This is a genomic window from Aidingimonas lacisalsi (genome assembly GCF_008079445.1).
Taxonomy (GTDB): domain Bacteria; phylum Pseudomonadota; class Gammaproteobacteria; order Pseudomonadales; family Halomonadaceae; genus Aidingimonas; species Aidingimonas lacisalsi.
In genome coordinates this window covers 1-1,395 of the sequence record NZ_VRYH01000022.1, presented here as the reverse complement: position 1 = coordinate 1,395, position 1,395 = coordinate 1, and the positions used below count along the sequence as shown (strand labels likewise).

Annotated in this window: 1 protein-coding gene; it reads right to left on the bottom strand. The window is 54.6% G+C overall.

The genetic code is table 11. The annotated features are described in order from the left end of the window. Positions 1-914 (bottom strand): diguanylate cyclase domain-containing protein (locus FVV99_RS18445; protein WP_201745164.1); only part of this gene is annotated, 914 nt, incomplete at its 3' end. Positions 915-1,395: the final 481 nt, after the last annotated feature.

The following is a 1,395-nucleotide window of genomic DNA, read 5'->3' as shown; positions in this document are numbered from 1 at the left end:
TCATCGCTGCCGTGATCGGGGTAAACACTGACCCCGATGCTTGCGGTAATATGCAGCTCGTTATGGCAGATTTGGTACGGCTCAGCTAACGTGCCAAGGATTTTCTCCGCCACTCTGGCGGCATCCTGTGGCTTTTCCATTTCACTCAGCAGTACCACGAACTCATCGCCGCCCTGGCGACATACCGTGTCCGTTTCGCGAACACATTCGCTGAGACGACCCGCCACCGACTGCAAAAGAAAGTCGCCTGTCTCATGGCCAAGCGAGTCGTTGATGCTTTTGAACTCATCGAGATCCAGATATAGCAGAGCAACCTGGTTCTGATGTCGTTTTGCCAGCCCAATGGCCTGGTAGAGACGCTCCGAGAGCAGGATACGATTGGGCAGCTCGGTGAGGGCATCATGCTGAGCCTGGTAAGCCAGCTTGGAAGAATGGGTGGGCGAGTGGCAGGCATCATGGAACACGATCACTGCCCCCTTGAGGCAGCCGTCCTGGTCATGAATGGGTGCCGCCGAGTCTTCTATCTCCAATTGGCTGCCGTCCTTGCGAATCAGCACGCAATCCATGGCGAGCCCGACGGTGCGGTTTTCTTCCATGGCGCGCTGCGCAGGGCTGGCGACCGACTGGAGCGTCTGCCCATCGATGAGCGTCAGGACCTGAGCCACCGGTTTGCCGAGCGCATCGGCATTCGACCACCCGGTCAACGTTTCCGCCACTCGATTCAGATAGGTAACCCGACACGCCAGGTCAGTCGTGACCACGGCATCGCCGATCGAATTCAAGGTTACCTGGGCCCATTCCCTCGAGTCCTGCAAGGCAGCTTCAGTATCACGCAACCGCGCATCGATCTGTTGCTGTTCGGCGATATCATCGCTTGTCTGAGCGTGCTTTTTTTGGCAGTTAACGCACAGCATGATCTCGCCCTCCCTGCACATTGGCTGGGGCGCGACGTTTTTGATTGATGATATCGTGCGAGGTCACAAAGCGTATTGATCCTGCGTGCAAGATCGAGTCCCATCCCATAGGCTCCCCTATTTTTCTGAAACGACAGCTTCTAGGCGTCGAGACCTGAGAAAAACGAATGCGTTGGCTCTGAAGAAGTTGACGTTATTTTTTTCGACCTTAAGGGAGTCACCTACCCTGCTTCTGTGCGCTATCGAACACATGGCATTTTTTCAATGCGGCGATGAGGCATGTGGCAAGAGTTTGAAGGTTAGAATCAGAATCAACATGACATCACAATTGCCAACACACTAGCGGCAGTGATTATTTGAGAAGGGTGGCGCTGCGTTCCCAGCAGCGCATAGTGCAACATCCTTGTTTAGGCATTTCCCTCGCCTCACTTGTCCTCACACTAGACGTTAAGTCAGCAGTTGACTGTGCGCTCGCGAACAT